We start from the raw sequence: 18,493 nt of genomic DNA, 5'->3' as shown, positions 1-18,493 counted from the left end.
TTCCTTTAAATTATTCTTTCTTTAAAAATTACTGAAATTTCGACCGAACTTTTACAGTGTCAGCGCGTCTTCTACCAATTGTTTTTGCTGTTTGGTGTGTAAAGACATATAACCTACCGCTGGTGAAGCAGAGGCAGGACGACCTGCATATTTTAACTTCACATGCTCTGGCAGCGAGCTGTCAAAGTTATGCTTACTACAATACCAAGCGCCTTGGTTTAATGGCTCTTCTTGACACCATACATAATCCATCACATGAGCATAAGGCTCTAACGCTTTCTTCACATCTTCATGTGGATACGGATAAAGCTGCTCAATACGAATAATCGCCACATCTGTTTGGTTATTCGCACGACGTTGTTCCAAGAGATCGTAATACACTTTACCTGAACATAGAACTACACGTTTAACTTGTTTCGGATCAATGTTATCAATTTCACCAATGACTGTTTGGAATGTGCCATTTACTAATTCATCTAAACTTGACACGGCAAGTGGATGACGTAATAAAGATTTTGGTGAAATACCAATTAATGGACGACGCATTTTACGGATCGATTGACGACGTAACATGTGGTAAACCTGTGCTGGTGTAGATGGAATACACACTTGCATATTCTGTTCTGCACAAAGTTGTAAATAACGTTCTAAACGAGCGGATGAGTGCTCTGGGCCTTGGCCTTCATAACCATGTGGTAATAACATCACCAAGCCACACATTCTGCCCCATTTTTGTTCGCCAGAACTAATAAATTGGTCAATCACGATTTGTGCGCCGTTTGCAAAGTCACCAAATTGCGCTTCCCAAATGGTTAATGTTTTTGGATCTGTTGTCGCATAGCCATATTCAAAAGCCAATACGGCTTCTTCGGATAATACTGAATCCCACACCTCAAAACGACCTTGGTTGGCGTGCAAATGCGTTAATGGCACATAGCCTGTCCCGTCATTTTGATTATGCACAACTGCATGGCGATGGAAGAACGTACCACGTCCTGCATCTTCACCCGATAAACGAACATTAGCACCTTCATCTAATAAGGTTGCGTATGCCATAGTCTCTGCCATACCCCAATCGAGCAATTTCTCGCCTTTTGCCATTTCACGGCGATCAGCATAGATTTTTTCGACACGAGGATGAGCACGTAAGGTTTCTGGATATTCACTGACACGCTCCGCTAAAGTTTGGAAACGCTCTCGTGGGAATTTACTTTCGTAAGGGGATGTCCAGTCATAGTTGAGATATTGCAACCAGTCCATTTGGGCGGTATTCATTTCTCGCCACTCTTTCACTACGCGATCGCCGTTATCTAAAGCATCACGATAGAGATTCATCATTTCAATGGCTTCTTCTTCGGTAATCATCCCTTCAGCAATTAAACGATCTGCATAGACTTTACGTGGCGTTGGATGTTTTTTAATGATGCTATACATCATTGGTTGAGTGGCTAATGGTTCATCCGCTTCATTATGACCATGACGACGATAAGAAATCAGATCAATGAAAATATCGCGTTTGAATAAATTGCGATATTCCACCGCCATTCTCGCGGCAAAAGCGACTGCTTCAGGATCATCACCATTAACATGAATAATCGGTGCCTGAATCATTTTCGCGATGTCAGTACAGTATTCTGTTGAACGGGTGTCATTTGGGTTAGAGGTGGTAAAACCAATTTGGTTATTGATCACAATACGGATTGTTCCACCAACAGTATAACCACGTGCATTAGACATATTCAAGGTTTCTTGTACAACACCTTGTCCCGCTACTGCGGAATCCCCATGAACTGTAACCGCTAATACTTGATTACGCTCTGTATCATTCTTTTTGGTTTGACGAGAACGTACCGCACCAATCACTACTGGGCTAACAATTTCTAAATGGGATGGGTTGAATGCAAGGGTTAAATGCACGCGACGATCACCGACTGCGAAGTCAGAAGAGAAACCTTGGTGGTATTTCACATCACCTGTACGCTCGCCTGAATGTTTACCCGCAAACTCGTCGAAAAGATCTTCGGGTTTCTTACCGAGCACGTTTACTAACATATTTAAACGACCACGGTGTGCCATACCAAACATCACATCTTGTACACCTTGTTTGCTCGCATGACGAATAATTTCTTTCATCAATGGAATAAAGGCATCACTTCCCTCTAAAGAGAAACGTTTTGCACCTGGGAATTTTGCACCGAGATAACGCTCTAAGCCATCTGCAGCGGTCAATTCGCTTAATAAATTAATTTTTTCTTCTTTGGTAAAGAGCGGTTTATTTAATTGGCTTTCTAATTTGCTTTGTAACCAACTTTTTTGCTCCATATCCTGAACATGCATAAACTCAAGACCAATTGAGCCACAATAGGTCTCTTTCAGCATTTCAGCTAAATCACCTAACTTGATGTTATCGCGATGATAGACATAGTGATTAATATTGAAGGTTTCATTAAGATCCTGCTCGGTAAAACCGTGATAACGGTAATCCAACTCAGGTACGGTGGAGACTTTCCAACGATAATAATTGATTGGGTCTAGTTTCGCTTCTAAATGACCACGGAAGCGATAAGCATTGATAAATTGGAGTACTTTGACTAATTTGGCACTGGCTTCTGGATCGATAACCGTCACGGCTTCTGTTGTATTTTCTCGCGCTAAACGACGGAAATAATCACGGACTGGTGAATGTGGTTGCTCTACTGCGGTTGTTTTCGGCAATGCATCAAATGTAGCACGCCAGCTTTCATCGACTGAAGATGGGTCTTCTAAATAACGTTCGTATAATTCCTCAATATAAGACTGATTAGAACCACCTAAAGCGGTTGAAGCCAACCATTCATCAAAGGCATTGTAATGCTGCATATCTACCCCTTGTATTACATGATGTTGTCTGCCCATTATACATAGGATAAAAAAAGAAATAATCCTCAAATCACACTTTGTTACAATTTTGTGATCTACTTCAATAAAAAAACCGCACATAAAGTGCGGTCTGTTTTATCTGAGCTTTCTTAGAAACTTAAGTATGGAGTAATTTTTTCAATTGTAGCTTCACCGATACCATCAATATTTGAAAGCTCGGCAGCACTTTTGATTTTGCCCACTTTGTTACGGTAATGAATAATCGCTTGTGCTTTTTTCTCACCGATACCAGAAAGTTTTTGTAATGTTTCTGCATCCGCTTTATTGATGTTTACTTTTGCAGAAGAAGCCACTTTCTCTTTTGCTGACTCTTTTGTTGAAGTCGCTTTATCTTTCACTTCTTTTACTTTATCTGCCGCTTTTGTTTTTGCGTCAGACGCTTTTTCTTTCGCACTCTCTTTCACTGAATTTAATTTTTCAGTGGCTTTGTCTTTCATGGATGGTTGATTACTCTCAGTCGCTTTTTCTTTTAAAACAGATGCTTTCTCTTTTACCGCATCTTTCGCGGAAGTTGCTTTTTCTTTAGCTGCATTAACTTTATCTAATGCGCTTGATTTCGTTGAGCTCGCACTATCACTCATTGATTTAAGCTTATCATTTGCCGCATTTTTCACGTCAGCTTTTGTACTTTCAACCATTGATTTTGAATTAGTTACGACTGATTCTTTTGTTGGTAATACAGATGTATTCGTTGCCAATGCAGAACCAGATACGGCTAATGCAAGTGATGTTAATGTTAAAAGTGATTTTAAAGATTTCATAAAAACTCCTGTTTTGTTATTAATGGGCTTGACAAGCGAACCTGTATGCTAAGACTTATCTTAAGAAAATTAGTTCAAAACAAAAAAACGCCCCTAATAAGGAGCGTTTTTAAATTTAATGCTGACTAATCATCGCTTGAGAAGATAGAAAGTAATCTTAATAAGCTGATGAATAAATTGTAAATTGACACATAAATACTCACTGTTGCACGAATATAGTTTGTTTCACCACCGTGAATAATATTGCTGGTTTCATAAAGGATTGTCATTGTTGAGAACACCACAAACAATGCACTGATCCCTACCGCTAGTGCCGGAATTTGGAAGAAGAAGCTTGCCACAATCCCTAACAATAACACGATAAATAATGAGAAAATTGCGGTAGAAAGGAAAGACATATCTTTCTTCGTTGTTAGCACATAAGCTGAACAAGCAAAGAAGACGATGGCTGTACCTGCGAATGCAAGCATAATTAAATCTTCCATTCCTCTTGCCACATAGATATTTAAAATTGGCCCGATGGTATAGCCCATAAATCCAGTGAACGCGAATGCAGCCAAAATTCCCCACGCACTATTTGCTAAACGGTTTGTGACAAAAAGTAAACCGTAAAAACCTACAAGTAACACGATAAGATTTGGATAAGGCAAGTTTAAGCTCATAGAGATATAAGCAACAACTGCCGAAAATGCCATCGTTAATCCCAATAAGAAATAGGTATTACGTAGCACTTTGTGTGTGCTAAGTAGTGATTCTTCCTGTGAATTAACCACAATGCGAGATTGCATAAAAGCTCCTTATTTTACAGAGAATAAAATTGATGAAATATCAATCTGTAAAGTAAGGGCTATAGGTCAAAAAGTCAATGGTAAATCAAGAATTTGTTTCAATTTTTATATTTAAGAAGGGAAAAGTGCGGTCAATTTTTAAAGTTATTTTTTATATGCGTTATAGTGAATAAATTAACTTACTCAACAAGCTGAATTACCTTATAATGAACCTCTTTTTTACATATGTTGTATTCGTGTATTTCTAGCATGATTACACTGGTAGCTACGACACAAGCACCATCGAGAAAAGCATGCTTAGTCGTCAATGCCATTGAATAATTGTTTACTATTTACTCAACATTCATAAAGACAAAGTGCGGTCAATTTCATCATTAAATTTGATCGCACTTTCTTTTAACAAGGAACAACCATGCAACTCCCTACCCTACAATCTGCAAAATTAATTCGCCGCTATAAGCGTTTTTTGACTGATATTGAATTACCAAATGGCGAAGTCATCACCATTCATTGTGCAAATACTGGAGCAATGACTGGCTGCGGTGAAAAAGGCGATACTGTTTGGTATTCTCATTCTGATAGTCAAACTCGCAAATATCCACACAGTTGGGAATTAACTCAATTAGCAAATGGCCAACTTGTTTGTATTAACACGCACAGATCCAATCAGTTAGTCTTTGAAGCCTTGCAAAATAAACAAATCAAAGAACTGGCTATGTATGATGCAATTTATCCTGAAGTGAAATATGGTGAAGAAAATAGCCGTATCGACTTCTTACTTAAAGGTGAGGGCTTGCCAGACTGTTATGTTGAAGTGAAATCCATCACCTTTGTAAAAGGCACATTAGGGATGTTTCCCGATGCGGTGACTACTCGAGGGCAAAAACATGTTCGTGAGCTTTTAGCCATGAAAAAACAAGGACATCGCGCCGTTGTTCTCTTTGCTGGATTACATGATGGCTTTGATCGTTTTAAAATCGCTGAGTTTGTAGATCCTGAATATGATCGTCTTTTAAAAGACGCCAAATCTCAGGGCGTTGAAGCTTATGCTTATGCGGGAAAATTTGACATTTCAGATGGAATCCCGACCGCACTTTCTCTCACAGAAAGCGTACCTTACATCGATTAAAAATAATTGAGAATTATTTGTATTTTGTTGTTGACAAGGTATTTGATAATAGTTATCATCTATCCATTCCAAAAACAAACAGATAATCACTCCAACTTCACGCCTATTTCCCCACAAATAGGCGTTTTTTTTCATCTCAATCTTTTCATTTTAGCCATATTCTCTATAATGTAGCCTTTAATATTGAAATAACATTAGGAAATAGAATGACTGATATTAATACCGTTCTCGCAGAACTAAAACGCGGTACTGATGAGATTCTTTCTGAAGCGGATTTAATCGAAAAACTGAAAGAAAATCGCCCACTTAAAATTAAACTTGGTGCAGACCCTACTGCTCCGGATATTCACTTAGGGCATACCGTGGTATTAAACAAACTTCGTCAATTCCAACAATTAGGCCACGAAGTCTATTTCTTAATCGGTGATTTTACTGGCATGGTCGGCGACCCATCGGGCAAAAATACCACTCGCCCACCGCTTAGCCGCGAAGATGTGCTTCGCAATGCAGAAACCTATAAAGAACAGATTTACAAGATTCTAGACCCACAAAAAACGAAAATCGTATTCAACTCTGAATGGTTGGGTAAATTGGGCACTGAAGGAATGATCCGTTTAGCAAGTAACTACACCGTAGCGCGTATGCTAGAACGTGATGATTTCAAAAAACGTTTTGGTAACAATCAACCTATCGCAATTCACGAATTTATTTATCCTTTATTACAAGGCCATGACTCTGTTGCTTTAGAAGCAGACGTGGAACTTGGTGGTACAGACCAAAAATTTAACTTACTGGTTGGTCGCGAGTTACAAAAATCAGCCGGTCAGAAACCACAGGTAGCGATTACGCTTCCATTACTTGTTGGTTTAGACGGTGAGAAAAAAATGTCTAAATCATTAGGCAACTACATCGGCGTGACAGATGCACCAAGCGATATGTTTGGTAAAATCATGTCGATCTCGGATGAATTAATGTGGGATTGGTATAACTTACTTTCTTTCCGCCCACTCACTGAAATTGCGGAATTAAAAGCAGAAGTGACAAATGGTAAAAACCCACGTGATGTGAAGATTTTATTAGCCAAAGAAATCATTGCACGTTTCCATGATGAAGCGGCTGCAGAGGCGGCTGAGCAAGAATTTATTAACCGTTTCCAAAAAGGTGCAATGCCGGATGAAATGCCTGAATTCACCTTTGAAGGCGAAATTGGTTTAGCAACCTTATTAAAAGAAGCAGGGCTGGTTCCTTCTACTTCTGAAGCGATTCGCTCAGCGAAGCAAGGTGGGGTGAAAATCAATGGCGAAAAAGTCGAAGACATGAAAGCCAATGCACCAAAAGGCACGAATATTTACCAAGTCGGTAAACGTAAGTTCGCTCGCGTAACCATCGCATAAAACACCGATGAAAATGACCGCTCTTTTTAAGTGCGGTTATTTTTTAACTGATATCCACAATAGAAGGAAAATAATATGAGCCAAAAAATCTGGGTAACCGGCGATGCGGTTGTCGATCTTATTCCTGACGGTGAAAATCATTATTTACGTTGTGCCGGTGGTGCCCCTGCAAATGTGGCTGTTGGTGTGGCACGCTTAGGCAGCCCAAGTGCCTTTATTGGTCGCGTAGGTAACGATCCCCTTGGCCAATTTATGCAAGACACCTTAAATGCGGAAAATGTAAATACACAACATATGATTTTAGATCCGCAACATCGTACATCTACGGTTGTAGTTGGCCTAGATAATGGCGAACGTAGTTTTACCTTTATGGTAAACCCAAGTGCGGACCAGTTCTTACAAGCCAGCGATTTACCGCCTTTCCAACAAGGTGAATGGCTACATTGCTGCTCTATTGCGCTGATTAATAATCCATCTCGCGAAGCGACTTTCGAAGCCATTCGTCGCATTAAAGCTGCTGGTGGTTTCTTCTCTTTTGACCCAAATTTACGAGAATCACTTTGGTCTAGCCTAGAAGAAATGAAAACCGTGGTCATGGAAGCCGTTGCATTAGCTGACGTATTAAAATTCTCTGAAGAAGAATTAACGCTTTTAACCAATACTGATAGCCTTGAAAAAGCCTTTGAAAAAGTGACCGCACTTTATCCTGAAAAATTGATTATTGTGACTCTAGGTAAAGATGGCGCGCTCTATCACTTAAAAGGTAAGAAAGATGTAATTGCCGGAAAAGCCTTACAACCGATTGATACAACAGGCGCAGGTGATGCCTTCGTTGGTGGTCTGCTTGCAGGACTTTCACAGCATCCAAACTGGAAAGAAAATGATGTGCTCGTGCAAATTATCCGTCAGGCTAATGCCTGTGGTGCCCTTGCTACGACAGCAAAAGGCGCAATGTCTGCCTTGCCAAGTCAAATACAATTAGCGACATTTTTAGCGAATTAGCGAGCAAAGGTGCAAGTCACTACACCTTTTATTTATGAAGATAATTTAGGAGATATTTATGAAACTTTGGTATTCCAACTCTAGCCCTTATGCAAGAAAAGCCCGTGCCGTAGTGCAATATCATCAATTACAAGATCATGTTGAATTACTCCTCGCAACCAGTGGCTTAGATAAGAACTCACCACATAACTTAGACAATCCTCTTGGTCGTTTACCGGCATTACAACGGGAAAATGGTGAATGGCTTTATAACAGTTCGCTTATTGCTGAATATCTCGATCACCTTGGTACACAACCTTCACTTTATGGGAACAAAGAGACACGTTGGGAAATTCTCCGTTTACATTATTTAGCAGATGGTATTTTAGAGAATGAAATATCCGTAGCACCTGAAAAATGCCTTCGTCCACAAGAGCAATGGTGGCTTGAACGTCATCAACAAATTTTTGACCGTACAGAACGAAGCTTAATAGAGCTCCAAAAAGCCATTGATATCTTTGGTGAAGAATTAAATATCGGTACATTGAATGCCGTATGTGCGATTGATTTCCTACTCTTCCGCGATGCTTGGACTCATGCTTCACAACATGCAACTATCAAATCATTAAAAGCATGGGCTGAAGCAATGAATCAACGCTATGATTGCTTAAAAAATACTTTACCCAAATAAGATTGAATTATGATTATTTTCAATAATGGCAAATACAAAAGCATCCTAGCTGCAGAGAAAGGCGAACTCGCAGAAATTGCTGAAACCGTGCAAAAAGACAAAGATTTTCGACCGCACTTTCATATTGCCCCACCAACCGGCTTAATGAATGATCCGAATGGTTTGATCTTTGATGGTGAAAAGTATCATCTGTTCTATCAATGGTTTCCATTCGATGCTATTCACGGGATGAAACATTGGAAGCATTTAATCACGAAAGATTTCCAACATTATCAATCAGCAGATGATCTGATTCCTTGCGAGCTTTTTGAATCTCACGGCTGTTATTCTGGTGGTGCTTTGAAAGTTGGTGATAAATTGGCCATGTTCTATACGGGCAATACCCGTCGCCCAAGTGATAATCAACGCGTGCCTTATCAAAATTTAGCAATTTTCAATCTTAATGGAAAATTGCTTAGCAAACGTCCGTTAATTGAAAATGCGCCTGAAGGTTATACAGAGCATGTTCGTGATCCTAAACCTTATTTCACCGAAAACGGTAAAATCCGTTTTATCTGCGGTGCCCAACGGGAAAATCTCACCGGCACGGCGATTATTTTTGAAATGGACAATCTTGAAGATACGCCTCGTTTATTAGGCGAGCTTTCCTTGCCTGCTTTTGACAACAAAAATGTGTTTATGTGGGAATGCCCTGACCTATTGAAGATCGGTGATAAAGATGTGTTTATTTGGTCGCCACAAGGTAAAGATCGAGAAACTCATCAATTCCAAAATAATTATCATGCGACTTATGCTGTGGGTAAATTAACGGATTCAACCTTTGAAGCAGAATATATCGGCGAATTAGATCAGGGTTTTGATTTCTACGCACCACAAACGTTTGGCGGCTTAGATAATCAAACTCATGCGGTGCTTTTCGGTTGGATTGGTTTACCCGATTTAACCTATCCAACAGATAAATTTAAATGGCATTCGGCTTTAACCTTGCCAAGAGATTTGCGCTTAGAAGGCTCGAGAATTTATCAACGTCCAATTCATAAGATAGACGAAAATCTAACCAAACTTTTAGCGCTACATCTTGATAAGAAAGCGGACATTGGCAATTTAGATCGTGCCTATCTTAAATTTGAGGCAAATAACCAAGCCTTTGACTTAACCTTCTTCCAAAATGAAAAAAGACAATCACTGCGCCTATCTTATGAAAATGGCTTAATCTGCTTAGATCGCAGCCAAAGCGAACAAACGGAATTAATGGAGAAATTCGATACAAAACGCTTCTGCGAAATTGAAAATCTGCAGACGGTTGAAATTTTCTTTGATCGCTCAATTATTGAAATTTTCTTGAATCACGGTGAAAAAGTCATGACATCAAGATTTTTCATTGAGAACAGAGAGAATACAATAACCAGCAATCGCCCGTTAGATTTAATGATCGGTTATTTAGCGGCGATTCATTATGACAAATAATCAACTCAAATGCGGTTAAAGTTAACCGCACTTTTATTTCCAACCATGTTCTCTTATTAAGCAATGACTATGTTTGCTCAACAACAAAACGCAACACCATCCAATATCGTGGCGTTCAATTTTCTATTGATTGCCTTTTTAACTGGGATTGCCTCTGCGTTTCAAACACCGACCTTGAGTTTATATCTCTCTCAAGAGATTCAAGTTTCACCTTTTTTTGTAGGCTTGTTCTATTCAGTCAATGCCATTATTGGCATTATCTTGAGTCAAATTCTCGCAAAATATTCTGATAAGCAAGATGACCGTCGCAAGGTGATGATTGTTTGCTGTTTAATTGCTGTGCTTGGTTGTCTAATTTTTGCTTATAGCCGAAATTATTATGTGTTGATTATTATCGGCACAACGCTATTAGGGCTAGGTTCATCCGCTAATCCGCAATCTTTTGCTTTAGCGCGAGAATATGCTGAAAGCAGCCATCGTGAAGCCATGATGTTCACCACAATTATGCGAGCTCAAATCTCATTAGCTTGGATTGTTGGGCCACCGCTTTCTTTTTTCATTGCGTTAAACAGGGGCTTTGATTACATGTATTTGGTGGCAGGGTCAGCCTTTTTACTGTGTGCAGGCGTCAGCAAATTATTGCCGAAAATTCCTCGTCAAAGTGCGGTTAAAAATCAAGAAATTTTAGACAATACACCACCAAGAAAAAGTGTGATTTACTTGTTCATCGCTAACCTATTACTTTGGACCTGTAACAGCATGTATCTCATTAATATGCCATTATTTGTGATTAATGAATTACATTTAAACAAAGAACTGGCGGGAACATTAATGGGAACGGCTGCGGGATTGGAAATCCCTGTGATGATATTTGCAGGCTATCTCACCAAATATTTCAGTAAAAAGCGCTTGATGATGATTGCTTTAGTTTCAGGTCTCGTCTTCTATTCAAGTTTATTATTCACTGAGCAAACTTGGCAGCTGATCGGATTGCAAACGCTTAATGCGATTTTTATTGGTATTACTGCTACCATTGGGATGGTGTATTTCCAAGATTTAATGCCGACTAAAATGGGCACTGCCACTACGCTATTCAGCAATGCCGCAAAAAGTAGTTGGATTATCGGAGGACCTCTTGCGGGCATGATTGCGGAAATTTGGCGTTACAATTCTATTTTTTATGTCGCTGTGGCACTAATTTTTATCAGCGTAGGCTGCATGTGGAAAGTCAAGTCAGTTTAATGAAAATAAAAAAGTGCGGTCAGTTTTGATCTGACCCCAAAAAGTTAGACTGTTATTTAAAGGATTGTTTTCGATATTGTACCGGACTCAGTCCTTTTAATTTTAGTTGAATCCGTCGGTGATTATAGTAATCCAAATAATCCCTGACGGCATCAACTATCTCCTCTCTACTGTTAAATTCCCGACCATAAAAACATTCTGTTTTTAATCGTCCAAAGAAACTTTCCATTGCGGCGTTGTCCAAGCAATTCCCTTTTCTCGACATACTTTGAATGATGCCATGTTCAGCCAAGATTCGACGATAAGCCACCATTTGATATTGCCATCCCTGGTCTGAATGTAAAATGACACCACAAGCTTTATTTAATCCTTTGACGGCTTGCATTAACATGTCCTCTACTTGCGCCCAGTTTGGGGAATAGCTGAGATTATATGAAACTATCTCATTGTTAAATAAGTCTAAAATTGGGGATAAATAGACTTTGCTCCCATCTTTCGCCTTAAACTCGGTGATATCGGTCACCCATTTTTGGTTCGGGGCCGTTGCACTAAAATCGCGTTCAAGATGATTCGGTGCAATCACCCCTATCGTGCCTCGATAGGTCGTAAATTTCTTGCTTTTTCTTGACCGCACTTGAAGCCCAAGTGTCTGCATTAAACGTTGAACTTTTTTATGATTCACGCCTGGCAAGCAGGCATGAACACGTCGGTAGCCATAATCAGGATGGTTGGCTTTGATGCGTTTAATGGTCTTTTTCAACAACTCATCCTTATCCAGTTTAATCTGAAGTTTAGCAAAAAACGTACTACGCGCTAATTGTGCAAAGCCTAAAAGCCATTTTAACGGATAGCGTGTTCTTAACCTTTGGATAATTTCCGTTGCTCGGCTTCGTCCTGAAGTCTGAGCCTTCTCAACTCCTTTAGGTAGGCTACCTCCGCTTCAAGCTGTAAAATTCTCAGGCGTAAACGGTCTTCTTCAGTTTTGGGTGGCGGTGGCATTTTTGCATATTTGGGTTTCATCGGCGGTCGTCCTGATGGTTTACGGGGAATAAGTCCTTTTATGCCACTTTTTTCAAATCGTTTCAACCATGTCCCGACTAGGGAGTTGGAAGGAATATTGTAAAAACGCGCAGTTTCTCTAATACTCATTTTCCCATTCAAAATAGGTTGAAGAACCTGTAATTTAAATTCGATTGTGTAGTGTTTACCCATAAAAAATCTGCACCTCAATTGTTGGTTTGTTGAGTCCAACTTTTGGGGTGCAGATCAGTTTTCGACCGCCTTTTACTTTACATTATCTTAGCGCCATGCTTTAAATTGATTAATCAATCCATTGGTTGAGCTATCATGGCTTGAAACGTTCTCTTTATCTGCCAATTCAGGAAGAATTCGATTCGCTAATTGTTTACCTAATTCCACGCCCCATTGGTCAAAACTAAAGATGTTGAAAATCACACCTTGTGCAAAAATCTTGTGTTCGTACATCGCAATTAATGCACCAAGAACAAATGGTGTCATTTTTTGCACTAAAATAGAGTTGGTCGGTTTGTTACCGGTAAAGACTTTAAATGGCACAATGTCTTTTACCTCATCCAACGATTTACCGGCTTTCACAAACTCTGCTTCAACTTCTTCTTTGGTTTTACCGAAAGCAAGTGCTTCAGTTTGTGCAAAGAAGTTGGATAACAATTTGCTGTGATGATCACCTAACGGATTATGGCTTTGTGCTGGCGCGATAAAGTCACAAGGAATTAACATCGTACCTTGGTGAATCAATTGATAGAACGCATGCTGACCATTTGTACCCGGTTCCCCCCAAATAATTGGGCCAGTTTGATAATCACGGATAACATTGCCATTACGATCGACATATTTACCGTTTGATTCCATATTGCCTTGTTGGAAATAAGCCGCAAAACGGTGTAAATATTGGTCATAAGGTAAAATTGCCTCAGTTTGTGCACCGAGGAAGTTGGTATTCCATAAGCCTACTAACGCTAATGTCGCTGGGATATTTTTTTCTAATGGCGCAGTACGGAAATGTTTATCCATTTCATGCGCACCACTTAATAGTGCTTCAAAATTATCAAAGCCAATTGAAAGTGCGATTGAAAGACCGATTGCAGACCATAAAGAATAACGGCCACCAACCCAATCCCAGAACTCAAACATGTTGTTTGTATCAATTCCAAATTCTGCTACGGCTTTACCATTGGTTGAAAGTGCGGCGAAGTGTTTTGCCACTGCGCTGTTATCTTTCGCTGCAGCTAATAACCAATCACGCGCAGAATTCGCATTGGTCATAGTTTCTTGTGTGGTAAAGGTTTTAGATGCGACTAAGAAAAGTGTGGTTTCAGGATTTACTTTTTTCAATGTTTCAGCGATATGTGTACCATCTACGTTTGAAACAAAGTGCATATTCAAGTGGTTTTTATAAGGACGAAGCGCTTCGGTCACCATATAAGGGCCTAAGTCCGAACCACCGATGCCGATATTCACCACATCAGTAATTGCTTTTCCGGTATAACCTTTCCACTCACCTGAAATCACACGATCACAGAAAGCGCTCATCTTCGCTAATACAGCATTCACTTCCGGCATCACATCCTTGCCATCTACATAGACAGGTGTATTTGAACGGTTACGAAGTGCGGTATGTAATACAGCTCGATTTTCTGTGCGATTAATTTTCTCACCTGTAAACATAGCGTTAATCGCTTCATCTAATGCAGACTCTTTGGCTAATTGACGAAGCAATTTGAGGGTTTCTTGGTTAATTTTATTTTTTGAAAAATCCACTAAGATTTGATTTTCAAAATTTAAAGAATAATCGTTAAAACGATTTTGTTCTTGTTTGAACAAATCAGCAATCGTGGTATTAGCCAGCTGAGATTGATGAGCTTCAAGTGCTTTCCAAGCTGGTGTATTGGTTGGGTTGATGTTTTTCATGAATATTTCCTTTTAAAAATTGAATTCTTTACATTTTTGCTTTCTTACAAAAACAATTAATCGACATATTCTGTTATAACACGCGGCGTTAATTTTGTAATCAATTCATAGCTTAAAATACCACTGTATTTAGCTACCGTTTCAATTGGTAATTCCTTACCCCATAAGATCACTTCATCACCGACTTTATCTTGGCTATCTGGACCTAAATCGACCGTTAGCATATCCATTGAGACACGACCAACAATAGGAACAATACGACCATTTAGATAAACTGGTGTACCTTCTGGCACATCACGCGGATATCCATCACCATAACCAATGGCAACCACGCCAATTTTAGTATCTTTCGGACTCGTCCAAATACCGCCATAGCCAACAGGCTCCCCTTTTTTATGATCACGTACAGAAAGCAAAGATGACGTTAAATTCATCACGGGAGTTAAACCAAATTCAGCACCGGCAGTATCCGTTGGTGAAATACCATACATAATAATCCCTGGACGAATACAATCTAGATGCGCTTCTGGCCAGAATAGGATTCCACCTGATGCGGCAATGGTTCGCTCTCCCTCTTTATTTTTTGTGGCTTGAAGGAAACGATCGAGCTGAACTTGAGTGTAATCAGAATCTAATTCATCTGCTCGACTAAAATGACTCACAAAGCCTAAGTGCGATTGAATTTGAGGCAGTTTTTTCAGCTCTTGATAAAAATAATCCACTTCACCAAGCGACACACCTAAACGGTGCATACCAGTATCAATCTTCAACCAAACTTTGATTGGACTTGGTACCACAGCTCGTTTTAATGCTTCAAGCTGTTCGCGGTTATGAACCACCGTCTCAATATTATTTACTGCAATAATAGGCAGATCTTTTTCATCGAAAAAGCCTTCTAGCAATAAGATCGGTTTAATAATACCATTGGAGCGTAAAGATAATGCTTCTTCTAAACGTGCCACAGCAAAGCAATCCACCATACTTTCTAAAGCGGATGAGACAAATACCACACCATGACCATATGCGTTTGCTTTTACCACGGCAATAATTTTGCTGTGTGGTGCTTTTTCTTTAATAACTTGTAAATTATGTTTTAGGGCAAGCGAACTGATTTTCGCTGTTGCCGGTTTTACGTTCATTTTTCTAATCCGTTATCTCTTGCCTAATAATCATCTCTGTATTCACGCTGTTCGGCAAGGTTATCAAAGCGTGAGAATTGACCGTTAAATGCTAAACGTACACGACCAATCGGACCGTTACGTTGTTTACCGATAATGATTTCAGCAACACCTTTATCTTCAGAATTATCGTTATACACTTCGTCACGATAAATAAACATGATCAAGTCAGCATCCTGTTCAATAGAGCCTGATTCACGCAAGTCCGAGTTTACTGGGCGTTTATCTGCACGTTGTTCCAATGTACGGTTAAGCTGGGAAAGAGCTACAACGGGGACTTCTAATTCTTTCGCTAAGGCTTTTAATGAACGGGAAATCTCAGCAATTTCTAAGGTACGGTTATCTGAAAATGCGGGGGCGCGCATTAATTGAAGATAGTCCACCATAATCATGCTCAAGCCACCATTTTCGCGATACACACGACGCGCACGAGAACGCAATTCTGTTGGGGTTAAACCTGATGAATCATCGATATAAAGATTGTTTTTTTGCTTAAACATCCCAAACACACTTGCAATTTTGCTCCACTCTGTTTCATCCAAGTTTTGACCAGTACGAATTTTAGTTTGATCCACGCGAGCAAGAGAGGCAATCATACGCATCATAATTTGTTCAGCCGGCATCTCTAAACTGAATACCAACACAGGCTTATCACTTGCCATGGCGGCATTTTCACAAAGGTTCATCGCAAACGTAGTTTTACCCATAGAAGGACGTGCTGCGACAATGATGAGATCGGAAGGCTGTAAACCTGCTGTTTTCTTATCTAAGTCAACAAAGCCCGTTGTGACGCCTGTCACACCACTATGATTTTCAAGCTTACTTAAGGTATCAATTCGAGCAATAGTGCTTTCCAACACGCTGATCACATTTTGCGGTCCTTCAGTTGAAGAACTGCGTTTTTCAGCAATAGCAAACACCTCTCTCTCGGCTTCATCCAACACCATTTTGATATCTTTGCCTTTCGGAGAATAGCTGTTTTCTGCGATACGATTTCCCACTGCAATAAGCTCACGCAAAATCGCTTTTTCACGCACGATTTCCGCATAAGCCAAAATATTAATCGCATTTGGGGTATTATTAGAAAGATCCGCTAAATAAGCAAAACCACCTACGGAATCACTAATATCCTTAGCTTTAAGGGCTTGATCAAGAGTGATTAAATCAATCGGCGTTTGGTTGCGCATTAATTCTTCCATGGTTTGGAAGATTGCTTTATGCGCAAAAGTATAAAAATCCTCAGCAATCACTCTTTCTGCAATACCATCCCAATGTTGATTACTCAACATGATGCCGCCAAGTACGGCTTGTTCAGCTTCAATGGAGTGAGGCGGGATACTAACTTGTTCAGTTTTTTTATCGGGAGATTGGATTTGTCTTTGTGATGCCATAAGGATTTCAATTTAAACTAAAAAACTGTGCTTATGATACCGCAAATAGGAGGTGGTTTTAAGAAAAAAGTGCGGTCAATATTTTCAATATTTTAGATATAAAAAAACGGTGGAAAAATCCACCGCTCTTTTTATTCATTCATATTGATTATTCAACTGTTAAAGTACGACATACGTTAGTTGTACCTTCTGATTCATCACCTTGTGTTAATAAAACAAGATCACCTGAAACTAAATAACCTTTTTCTTTTAATAGGTTAATCGCTGCTTTTGCACCTGCAGAGCTACGAGATTCACCATCAAAATGAACTGGAGTGACACCACGATATAATGCGCAACGGTTTAATGTTTCTTGAACACGAGAAAGTGCAAAGATTGGTAAACCAGAGCTGATGCGTGACATTAATAATGGTGTACGACCAGAGTGACTTAATGTAATGATTGCAGCGATACCGCTTAAGTGGTTTGCTGCATACATGGCAGACATTGCCACTGATTCTTCAATATCTCTGAACTCACGATCTAAACGGTGATGGGAAATATTGATGCTAGGCATTTTTTCTGCACCTAAACATACGCGTGCCATTGTCGCTACAGTTTCAGCTGGATATTGACCTGCTGCAGTTTCCGCTGAAAGCATTACCGCGTCAGTACCATCTAATACCGCATTTGCCACGTCCATAACTTCTGCACGAGTAGGCATTGGGTTGCTGATCATTGACTCCATCATTTGAGTTGCTGTAATAACTGCACGGTTTAATTGACGTGAACGACGAATTAATTTTTTCTGTACACCAACTAATTCAGGGTCACCGATTTCAACACCTAAGTCACCACGCGCAACCATGATGACATCTGAAGCTAAGATGATATCATCCATTGCTGCTTCATCAACTACGGTTTCAGCACGTTCAACTTTAGCAACGATTTTCGCTTCTAAACCAGCTTGTTTTGCTAACTCACGTGCATAGTTTAAATCTGCACTTGAACGTGGGAAAGATACCGCTAGGTAATCTACACCGATACGAGCAGCAGTGATGATATCTGCTTTATCTTTTTCAGTTAATGCATCTGCAGATAGGCCACCACCTAATTTGTTGATCCCTTTATTGTTTGATAATGGGCCACCAACAGTCACTTCAGTAAATACTTTTGCACCTTCAGTAGAAAGTACTTTTAATTGAACACGGCCGTCATCTAATAAAAGAATATCGCTTGGCACAACATCTTGTGGAAGTGTTTTATAGTCTAAACCAACGGCTTCTTGATTACCCTCACCTTTTGGTAATTCCGCATCAAGAATAAATTTATCACCAACATTTAAGAAAATTTTGCCGTCTTTAAAAGTAGAAACACGAATTTTAGGACCTTGTAAGTCACCTAAAATTGCCACGGTTTTACCTAATTTTTTTGCGATCGCACGAACACGCTCTGCGCGTTCAATATGATCTTCTGGTGTACCGTGAGAAAAATTCATACGTACAACATTCGCACCAGCTGCGATAATTTTTTCAAGATTATTATCGCGATCTGTTGCTGGTCCCATTGTACATACAATCTTCGTTCTTCTTAATTTTCTAGACATTATCTAAACTCCACAATA

15 protein-coding genes are annotated in these 18,493 nt (G+C 39.6%); 6 read left to right on the top strand and 9 right to left on the bottom strand.

The window, feature by feature from the left end; all coding sequences use genetic code 11:
- Window positions 1–51: 51 nt before the first annotated feature.
- The 3 genes from sucA to EL215_RS07680 all read right to left on the bottom strand — a co-directional run bounded on the left by sucA (window position 52) and on the right by EL215_RS07680 (window position 4,468).
- Window positions 52–2,859, bottom strand: coding sequence for a 2-oxoglutarate dehydrogenase E1 component (gene sucA, locus EL215_RS07690; RefSeq protein WP_126471279.1), 2,808 nt, complete (start codon window positions 2,857–2,859; stop codon window positions 52–54).
- A 149-nt stretch (window positions 2,860–3,008) separates the two neighbouring features.
- Window positions 3,009–3,680, bottom strand: a complete 672-nt coding sequence (locus EL215_RS07685; protein WP_126471277.1) for a helix-hairpin-helix domain-containing protein — start codon at window positions 3,678–3,680, stop codon at window positions 3,009–3,011.
- A gap of 125 nt (window positions 3,681–3,805) precedes the next feature.
- Window positions 3,806–4,468: a Bax inhibitor-1/YccA family membrane protein gene (locus EL215_RS07680; protein WP_005695953.1), complete on the bottom strand. Its 663-nt coding sequence runs from the start codon at window positions 4,466–4,468 to the stop codon at window positions 3,806–3,808.
- A gap of 412 nt (window positions 4,469–4,880) precedes the next feature.
- Between EL215_RS07680 and sfsA the strand changes: the two genes are divergently transcribed.
- From sfsA to EL215_RS07650, 6 genes are all read left to right on the top strand, one after another.
- Complete coding sequence (gene sfsA, locus EL215_RS07675) at window positions 4,881–5,597, top strand: DNA/RNA nuclease SfsA (protein WP_126471275.1); 717 nt, start codon at window positions 4,881–4,883, stop codon at window positions 5,595–5,597.
- 206 nt (window positions 5,598–5,803) lie between these two features.
- Window positions 5,804–6,991: a tyrosine--tRNA ligase gene (tyrS, locus tag EL215_RS07670; RefSeq protein ID WP_049355758.1), complete on the top strand. Its 1,188-nt coding sequence runs from the start codon at window positions 5,804–5,806 to the stop codon at window positions 6,989–6,991.
- A 75-nt stretch (window positions 6,992–7,066) separates the two neighbouring features.
- Window positions 7,067–7,993, top strand: a complete 927-nt coding sequence (locus EL215_RS07665) for a fructokinase (protein ID WP_126471273.1) — start codon at window positions 7,067–7,069, stop codon at window positions 7,991–7,993.
- Between the two features lie 58 nt (window positions 7,994–8,051).
- Window positions 8,052–8,663, top strand: a complete 612-nt coding sequence (locus tag EL215_RS07660; protein WP_049355760.1) for a glutathione S-transferase N-terminal domain-containing protein — start codon at window positions 8,052–8,054, stop codon at window positions 8,661–8,663.
- Window positions 8,664–8,672: 9 nt separating this feature from the next.
- Window positions 8,673–10,130: a glycoside hydrolase family 32 protein gene (locus tag EL215_RS07655; RefSeq protein WP_126471271.1), complete on the top strand. Its 1,458-nt coding sequence runs from the start codon at window positions 8,673–8,675 to the stop codon at window positions 10,128–10,130.
- A 69-nt stretch (window positions 10,131–10,199) separates the two neighbouring features.
- The gene (locus EL215_RS07650) at window positions 10,200–11,372 is read left to right on the top strand and encodes an MFS transporter (protein ID WP_126471269.1); all 1,173 of its coding nucleotides are present in this window, start codon (window positions 10,200–10,202) and stop codon (window positions 11,370–11,372) included.
- A gap of 52 nt (window positions 11,373–11,424) precedes the next feature.
- Here EL215_RS07650 and EL215_RS07645 read toward each other — a convergent pair whose 3' ends face one another.
- The 6 genes from EL215_RS07645 to pyk form a co-directional block, all read right to left on the bottom strand.
- Complete coding sequence (locus EL215_RS07645) at window positions 11,425–12,243, bottom strand: IS3 family transposase (protein ID WP_232013322.1); 819 nt, start codon at window positions 12,241–12,243, stop codon at window positions 11,425–11,427.
- The gene (locus EL215_RS07640) at window positions 12,231–12,584 is read right to left on the bottom strand and encodes a helix-turn-helix domain-containing protein (RefSeq protein WP_126469735.1); all 354 of its coding nucleotides are present in this window, start codon (window positions 12,582–12,584) and stop codon (window positions 12,231–12,233) included. The genes EL215_RS07645 and EL215_RS07640 overlap by 13 nt, the downstream gene beginning before the upstream one ends.
- Before the next feature lie 87 nt (window positions 12,585–12,671).
- Window positions 12,672–14,321, bottom strand: coding sequence for a glucose-6-phosphate isomerase (gene pgi, locus EL215_RS07635; protein ID WP_126471268.1), 1,650 nt, complete (start codon window positions 14,319–14,321; stop codon window positions 12,672–12,674).
- A gap of 56 nt (window positions 14,322–14,377) precedes the next feature.
- Window positions 14,378–15,460 carry an alanine racemase gene (gene alr / locus EL215_RS07630; protein WP_126471267.1) on the bottom strand — a complete coding sequence of 361 codons (1,083 nt, stop codon included), beginning with the start codon at window positions 15,458–15,460 and terminating at the stop codon, window positions 14,378–14,380.
- A 23-nt stretch (window positions 15,461–15,483) separates the two neighbouring features.
- Window positions 15,484–16,890, bottom strand: coding sequence for a replicative DNA helicase (locus EL215_RS07625; RefSeq protein ID WP_126471265.1), 1,407 nt, complete (start codon window positions 16,888–16,890; stop codon window positions 15,484–15,486).
- Between the two features lie 148 nt (window positions 16,891–17,038).
- Window positions 17,039–18,475 carry a pyruvate kinase gene (gene pyk, locus EL215_RS07620; RefSeq protein WP_126471263.1) on the bottom strand — a complete coding sequence of 479 codons (1,437 nt, stop codon included), beginning with the start codon at window positions 18,473–18,475 and terminating at the stop codon, window positions 17,039–17,041.
- Between the last annotated feature and the right edge of the window lie 18 nt (window positions 18,476–18,493).

The organism is Haemophilus parainfluenzae (assembly GCF_900638025.1).
Taxonomy (GTDB): Bacteria; Pseudomonadota; Gammaproteobacteria; order Enterobacterales; family Pasteurellaceae; genus Haemophilus_D; species Haemophilus_D parainfluenzae_J.
The sequence above is the reverse complement of the archived record's forward strand: the minus strand, read 5'-3'. Positions and strand labels throughout refer to the sequence as shown.